Source organism: Bradyrhizobium sp., from assembly GCF_049581145.1.
GTDB lineage: Bacteria > Pseudomonadota > Alphaproteobacteria > Rhizobiales > Xanthobacteraceae > Bradyrhizobium.
The window spans coordinates 1-7,367 of sequence record NZ_JBAURI010000724.1; the positions used below are offsets into that span (position 1 = coordinate 1).

Sequence of the window (7,367 nt, forward strand, 5' to 3'; positions counted from 1 at the left end):
GACTTGGCGCATCCTCGCGCAGCAAAAGCTCGATCTCCGGGACCTCATGACAGGTCGGCATCAGATAGTCCGCGAAGCTTGCCGCCAGCGGCTGGCCGTTCTCGTCATAGAGGAACTCTTCCAACAACGCGCCGCCGACGCCTTGCGCCACGCCGCCGGCAATCTGGCCCTCGATCAGCATCGGATTGATGGCGCGGCCGATATCATAGGCCACAAGATAGCGCTCGATGCGGATACCGCAGGTGGCCGGATCAATTCGCACCTGGGCCACATGGATTCCATAAGGATAGGTCATGTGGCTGGCGACGAAACGGCCCTCGCTCGCAAGGCCACCGCTGTCCTCGAGGTGCGCGGCAACCTCGCCAAGCGACAGCGAGGCGCCGCCGCCGACGGCTTCGATCGCGCCGTCCGCCAGGCGTAGCGCATCGGGCGTCGTCTGCAGCAGCCTCGCCGCTACCTCGATGGCACGATCGCGCAACGCTTCGGAGGCGATCTTCACCGCCGAGCCCGCCATGACCGTGACACGAGAGGCAAAAGCGCCGAAGCCGATCTCGATCCGGTCGGTCTGACCGTGGATGACGCGGATGTTGTCGATCGGCACCCTCATCGTCTCCGCGCAGATCTGCGCCAGCGCGGTCTCGACGCCCTGCCCGACGGAAGCCACTCCGGTGACGATCTCGATGCCGCCGGACGCGTCCACCATCATCCGCACCAGATCCTGCGGACCAAGACCGCTCTTCTCGACGAAATAGGCGATGCCGATCCCGACCGGCTCGCCGCGGCCGCGCCGCTCCGCGAGCGTTGACTGCAGCCGATCGTAATCCAGGCGCGTCAGCACGCGTTCGAGCAGGTCGCGGTATTTTCCGGAATCGTAAACCACCCTGGTGCCGAGCGTTTCCAGACCGCGATCGAACGGCATCGCCTCCTCGGCGATCAGGTTGGTGCGGCGTACCTCGATTGCGGAAAGTCCGAGCCGGCCGGCAATGCTGTCCAGCAGGCGCTCGCGGGCAAAGGTTGATTCGTAGCGTCCCGGCGCGCGATAGGTCCCGGCCGGCGTCTTGTTGGTGAGGCGGATATGGCCTTCCACGCTGTAGGCGGGAATACGGTACGGACCGGGCAGCAGCCCGGCAGAGAGGTCCGTCACCGTGGTGCCGTGGGTGCGGACATAGGCGCCCTGATCGGTGAAGATCTCAGCCTTGAGACCGAGAATGAAGCCTCTGCCGTCGACGGCGGCCTGCATCCGGTAGACCTGATCGCGCGAATGGTTGGCGGCCAGCAGGTGTTCCCTGCGGTCCTCGATCCATTTGACTGGCCGCTTGAGCCGCAGCGCCGCGGCGCAGACCAGCACGTCCTCCGGATAGAGCTCGCCGCGAATGCCGAAGCCGCCGCCGACATGGCCCTCGCTGAGTTGCAGCCGCCCCGCGGCCAGGCCCAGCATCCGGCTGATGGCGTCGCGATTGTAATGCGGCACCTTGGCCGCGCCATAGAGCGTCAGCGAGTCATGCTCGGCGTCGTAGACGCAAAGGCCGCCCCGGGTCTCCAGGGGCACGCCGGTGTGGCGTCCGATCTTGACCTCAAGCGCGACGATATGCGCCGCGGCGGCAAAGGCCGCGTCGAGATCGCCATAGAAGCGGCGGATCACGGCCGGCTCCGACGACAGGCCGGCATGAATATCGGGCATGAACAATTCCGGCTCGGCGGTCGCGTCGAGCACCGGCTTGCATTCGTCGATATCGGCGAATACGAGTTCGGCCGCGTCTTCCGCGAGATACGGATCGACGGCAAACACCACCGCCACGGGGTCGCCGACATAGCGGACGTAGTCGCGGGCCAGCACGAATTGCCGGTAGGGCGCAAGCCGCTCCAGACCCATCTGGCGAAAATCGATCGGCGGCAGGGCCGCGACATCGGCGCTGGTCCAGACCGCGACCACGCCGTCGGCTGCCGCCGCCTGTTCGGTCTCGATCGCGAGGATGCGCCCGAAGGCGACCGGCGAACGAACCACGCGCATATGAAGCTGGCCGGACCAGTTGCAGTCGGCCGCAAACGAACCGGCACCGACCAGGAGCGGCCGGTCCTCGATCCGACGCAGCGAACGACCGATAAAACTCATGCCTTCGCTGCCGCCCGCATCTCGCGCGCCGCGATCCGGACTGCCTTGACGATGTTCTGATAGCCGGTGCAGCGGCAGAGATTCGACGACAGCACGTCCTTGATCTCATCGTCCGACATGTCGGGTCTGTCGGCAAGCGCGCCGGCGGCGAGCATCAGGAAACCGGGGGTGCAGAAGCCGCATTGCAGGCCGTGATTGTCCCAGAACGCCTGCTGCAGCGGATGCAAGGTCTCGCCGTCGGAAAGTCCCTCGACGGTGCGCACTTGCTTGCCCGCGGCCTGCACGCCGAACATCAGGCAGGAGCGCACTGGTCTGTCTTCGACCAGCACCGTGCAGGCGCCGCAGACGCCATGCTCGCAGCCGAGATGGGTTCCGGTCAGCCCGCAATCATCGCGCAGCACGTCGGCCAGCGTCCGGCGCGGCTCGATCGATACCGCATAGGACTTTCCGTTGACGGACAGACTGACGTCAAGCTTGCTGGGCATGGGGCGATACTCCGGCGCGGCGCAACGCGTCGCGAATCCGCTGCGGCGTCGCGGGCAATTCGAACAGTTCGATGCCAAATGGCGACAGCGCATCGCAGATGGCGTTGACGACCGCCGCCGGTGCACCGATCGCGCCGCCCTCGCCGACGCCCTTGGCATGCGTGACGCTTTCCGGCGACACCGTCTCCATATGAACGATCTCGATCTCCGGCACCTCCGCAGAGGTCGGCGGCAGATAGTCGGCGAACGACACCGTCAGGAGATTTCCGGCATCGTCATAGATCATCTCTTCCAGCAGCGCATTGGCGATGCCCTGCGCCACGCCGCCCGTGATCTGGCCATCGACGATCATCGGATTGATCAGCACCCCGGCGTCCTCGACCACGAGAAACCGTTCGATGCTGACGCCGCCGGTCTCGATATCGACTTCCACGATTGCGATGTGGCAGGCATTCGAGAATGTGCCGCCGGGATCATACACGGCGCTTTCATGCAGGCCCGGCGCGAGGCCGGCAAAGCGGTGACTCTGATGATAGGCGGCGCGAGCCAGCGCGCCGATCTCCATCGCCTGGTTGGAGTGGCTGACGCGGGCCCAGCCGTCTTTCAGCGTGATGCTGTCGGCCGACGCCTCCATCAGCTTCGCGGCGATCACTTTCAGCTTGTGCGCGACCCGTCCCGCCGCGAGCTTCGAGGCGCCGCCTGCGATCACCATCGAGCGGCTGGCGAACGTGCCCCAGCCGTAGGGTGTCGCATCGGTATCGCCGGAGATGATCCTGATACGTTTCGGTTCGATGCCCAACTCATCGGCGACGAGCTGCGCGAGGCTCGTCTTCAGGCCCTGGCCATGCGGCGACGAGCCGATCCGCAGCACCACATCGCCCGACGGATCCATCGTGCAGTCGACGATCTCGTAGCCCGGCACGATCTCCATGCCGCGCGCCGCATAGGCCGGCGTGCCATAGCCGGTGCGCTCGCTGAACACCGAGAGGCCGAGACCGAGATAGCGCCCCCGTCCGCGCAGCTCCGCCTGCCGCGCACGAAATGCCGGCAGCTCGATGGTGCGCACCGCAACCTCCATCGCCTGCAGATAGGATCCTTCATCATAGACCAGGCCGGTCGGCGACCGATGCGGGAAGGCATTGATCAGATTGCGGCGGCGGATGTCGACCGCATCGATGCCGAGACGCTTCGCCGCCACGTCCATCAGGCGCTCCATCGAGAACGTCAGCATCGGTCGCGAGACGCCCCGATAGGGCGCCATCATGCAGGTGTTGGTCGCAACCCCGCGCGAGCGAGCGCCGTATTCGGAGAAATCGTACGGCCCAGGCAGTTCGGCAAACGCCATCAGCGGCTCGACCCCGCAGGTCACGGGATAACACGAGAAGGCGCCGACATTGGAGCGCAGATCCGCATCCAACCCGAGCAGCCTGCCATCTTTTGCGAAAGCGCCGCGCAGGCTGAAGGCCTGATCGCGGCCATGGGCCGAGGCGAGAAAGTTTTCGCGGCGATCCTCGATCCAGGCGACATCGCGTTTCAGAGCTCGCGCAAGCCAGACCAGCACGATGTATTCCGGAAACAGCGACATCTTCTGGCCGAACCCGCCGCCGACATCAGGCGCGATGACGCGCAGCTCGGACTCGGCCATCCCGAGCGCGTCGGCGATGCCGGTGCGCAACATGTGCGGCATCTGGACCGACGCCGTCAGCGTGACGCGCCCGGTTGCCGCGTCAAATGCGGCAACGCCGCCGCGGTTCTCCATTGGCGCGGCCGATTGCCGGTGCGAGCGCAACTCCAGTTCCACAATCTGGGCGGCGTCCGCGAAAGCCGCATCCAGGCCCGCCGTCCTCATGCGGCCTTCGACCAGCACGTTCGACGCAGTATCCGGGTGAATCGTTGCGGCACCGGGCGCGAGCGCGTCGTCGAGCTCGACGATCGCGTCAGTCGCGTCGATATCGACAAACACCTGCTCGGCGATGTCTTCGGCAAGCGCGGGATCGTCGGCAATAACCACAGCCACCGGCTGCCCGCAGAAGCTGATGCGATCGATCGCCAGCACCGGCTGACCGATCGCGACATAATCCGGGCGATGCAGGATCGGCCGGATTGGCTTCACTTCGGTGAGGTCGCGCCCGGTAAACACCGTCGCGCCTTCGGGAATGTCGATGCCGGCGATCGTTCCGCAGGCCAGCGGACTGCGAACGAAACGGACGGAGGCGGCCTGACCGACGCGGTCGGCGACATAGCTGCCGCCGCCCGTCAGCAACGACGGATCCTCCAGCCGCGGCAGCGATCGGCCGATCCAGTTCATGCGGCGGCCTCCGTCAGCGCGCGCTTGACGGCGGTTGCCGCCAAATCGCGCCGGTACTCCGGCGAAGCATGGATGTCGCCGAGCGGATCGACGGCTGCCCACGCGTCGCGGGCGATCGCGTCGATCAGTTCCGGCGACACCCGCTGGCCGACCAGCCGGTCTTCCAGTTTGCGCAGCCGGATCGCGCGATTGGAGATGCCGCCGATACCCAACCTCGCGTCCTTGATGACGCCGGCGTCGATGTTGAGCGCGGCCAGCGCCATGCCCAGCGCAAAATCTCCCGCACGCCGGGAGAACTCGTAGAAGCCGGTGCGCCAGCACGGTGCCAGCGGGGGCAAGCGAACCTCGGCAAGCAGTTCATCGGCGGAAAGATCCGTCGTGAAGGTACCGTGGAAAAAGTCACAGGCGGCAATGGTCCTGTCGCCGCGCGCACTCTTTGCCACGACGACGGCATCGAGCGCGGTCGCGACCAGACACCATTCGGACGCCGGATCGGCATGCGCCAGACTTCCGGCGAAGGTGCCGCGCTGCCGGATCGGATAATGCGCGATGTGACCGACAACCTTGGCCAACAGCGTGCCGAGCGGCCCGTCGACGACAGGGCGGTGAAAGGCGGCATGACGGGTCAGCGCGCCGATCCTGAGTCCGTCAGCGTCGGCGCGCAGGTCATCGAGCTCACTGAGGTCGTTGATGTCGATCAGCACCGCCGGCCGCGCCAGGCGGAAATTCATTGCCGGAACGAGGCTCTGGCCGCCGGCCAGGATCTTGCAGTCGTCCTTGTATGTCGCCAGCAGCGCGAGCGCCTCGGCCAGGCTCGCGGGCCTGAAATAGTCGAACGCGGCAGGCTTCAAGATATTTAACCTTGCTCAATAATATTTAGTCTGGTTAACATAACGCCATCCGGGTGTCCAGCAATCGGGGTGATGAGGCAGCATGGGCTGGGCCAAAGCCTGCAACAGTTGGCGCAACATGGCGGATGGCGCGCACCCCGTTCACAGATGCGTCGCGCCGGAGCGCGCGGCCCATTCAGCGGCTGCGCCAGGCTGCCAGCAGATCCTCCGCGTCGGTCACCACGCCGAGATGCAGCGACACCATCCTGAGCGCCGCCTCTTCCATGTCCTCATTGGTGCCGCGCACGAGATCGCGCAAGACCACCACGCGATAGCTCAGATTGCTGGCGTCAAACGCCGCATTGAGAATGCAGCAATCGGTCATGCCGCCGTTCAGGACCACGATACGCACGTTCATCTGCCGCAGCAGGAAGTCGAGATCGGTCGCAAAGAACGGCGACAGCCGCTTCTTGCCGGCGACCACGAGATCCTGCGGCTCGACCTGTGTGACGAACTCGGTCCAGCGCGAACCTTCGATGGCGTGGGCGTCGGAATTCGGTATCGGCCCGACGTGCAGCGGAAAGGTCCGTCGCCACGCCGAGGGGATGCCGGCGATATCGTCGACGCCGCCCTTGCGCAGCACGGATTTGACGTGGATGACCGGCACGCCGAACTTGCGCGCGGCAGCGTGAAACGCATCGATCGGCGCGACGATCTCGCGGGCGCGGGGCGCGGGACAGGGGCAGTCCGGTGTGTCGGCGAGATGGCCCTGATGCATGTCGACCGACACGATCGCCGACCGCGACGGTTCCGTGAAATCCGCAAAGCTCTGCGGCAGGTCGCGCCTTGCGCCGTACACATAAGCCTTCATCACGCCTCTCGCCGAAATCGAGACTCTGCTACGCCGCCAGGCTGCGCGCGTTCCAGCGAACTCTCGAACGCGGCAACCGAAGCAATATCCAGGCCGAACGCGGCTCACGGCCCCGATCGGCGCGGCGACGGTTCATCGGTAACGGCCATAGGGGACTGCTCATCGATTGGCCGGACGGTGACTAAACAATTGGCGTGCTATTTTTCTCCACAATGCGAAGCTTTTTCGCACAGCAAAAGGAAACTTGCATAATGCGCTGGACTGCAGTCCCTGTTCTTGCGGCCGCCCTGATCGGCGGTACGGCGATCGCCTATGCCGCCGGATTCACCCTGTCGGCGCCGCCAAAAATCGCCTTTCTGTATTTCGCCGACAAGACCGATGGCGGCTGGACGCAGGCCTTCGACGAGGCGCGCCCCAAGATCGAGGCGGCACTCGACCAGAAGATTCCCTTCGTTGAGAACGTGCCCGAGGTGGCTGGCCAGATCACGCCCGCAGCCGAGCGCTTCATCCAGCGCGGCTACAATGTGATCATCGGCACTGCGTTCGGCTATTCCGACACCTTCAAGGAGCTGTCGCAGAAATATCCGAAGGTGGCGTTCCTCAACGCCTCCGGCACCACCAACGGCCCAAACCTCGAATCCTTCTATGGCCGCACCTATGAAAGCCAATATCTCTGCGGCATGGTGGCGGGCGCGATGTCCAAGACCGGCAAACTCGGCTTCGTCGCAGCGCATCCGGTCGGACCGGTGAACTGGACCAT

At 65.3% G+C, this 7,367-nt stretch carries 6 protein-coding genes; 1 reads left to right on the forward strand and 5 read right to left on the reverse strand.

The window, feature by feature from the left end; all coding sequences use genetic code 11:
• From WCB02_RS23485 to WCB02_RS23505, 5 genes are all read right to left on the reverse strand, one after another.
• The coding region (locus WCB02_RS23485; RefSeq protein WP_423961894.1) for a xanthine dehydrogenase family protein molybdopterin-binding subunit at positions 1–2,113 on the reverse strand (2,113 nt) is incomplete at its 3' end.
• Positions 2,110–2,598 carry a (2Fe-2S)-binding protein gene (locus WCB02_RS23490; RefSeq protein WP_423961895.1) on the reverse strand — a complete coding sequence of 163 codons (489 nt, stop codon included), beginning with the start codon at positions 2,596–2,598 and terminating at the stop codon, positions 2,110–2,112. The genes WCB02_RS23490 and WCB02_RS23485, both read right to left, overlap by 4 nt.
• Positions 2,582–4,906 (reverse strand): xanthine dehydrogenase family protein molybdopterin-binding subunit, encoded by a 2,325-nt coding sequence (locus WCB02_RS23495; protein ID WP_423961897.1) that lies wholly within the window; start codon positions 4,904–4,906, stop codon positions 2,582–2,584. Before WCB02_RS23495 ends, WCB02_RS23490 begins: the two co-directional genes overlap by 17 nt.
• The gene (locus tag WCB02_RS23500; RefSeq protein ID WP_423961899.1) at positions 4,903–5,757 is read right to left on the reverse strand and encodes an FAD binding domain-containing protein; all 855 of its coding nucleotides are present in this window, start codon (positions 5,755–5,757) and stop codon (positions 4,903–4,905) included. The genes WCB02_RS23495 and WCB02_RS23500 overlap by 4 nt, the downstream gene beginning before the upstream one ends.
• Positions 5,758–5,932: 175 nt before the next feature.
• The gene (locus WCB02_RS23505; RefSeq protein ID WP_423961901.1) at positions 5,933–6,607 is read right to left on the reverse strand and encodes a cysteine hydrolase family protein; all 675 of its coding nucleotides are present in this window, start codon (positions 6,605–6,607) and stop codon (positions 5,933–5,935) included.
• Positions 6,608–6,858: 251 nt separating this feature from the next.
• Here WCB02_RS23505 and WCB02_RS23510 point away from each other — a divergent pair.
• On the forward strand, positions 6,859–7,367 hold a 509-nt coding region (locus tag WCB02_RS23510), incomplete at its 3' end, for a BMP family ABC transporter substrate-binding protein (protein ID WP_423961902.1).

Coding starts and splice junctions, on each gene's coding strand:
- WCB02_RS23505 (WP_423961901.1), bottom strand. CDS start 6,607: ATGAAGGCTTATGTGTACGGCGCAAGGCGCGACCTGCCGCAGAGCTTT.
- WCB02_RS23495 (WP_423961897.1), bottom strand. CDS start 4,906: ATGAACTGGATCGGCCGATCGCTGCCGCGGCTGGAGGATCCGTCGTTG.
- WCB02_RS23490 (WP_423961895.1), bottom strand. CDS start 2,598: ATGCCCAGCAAGCTTGACGTCAGTCTGTCCGTCAACGGAAAGTCCTAT.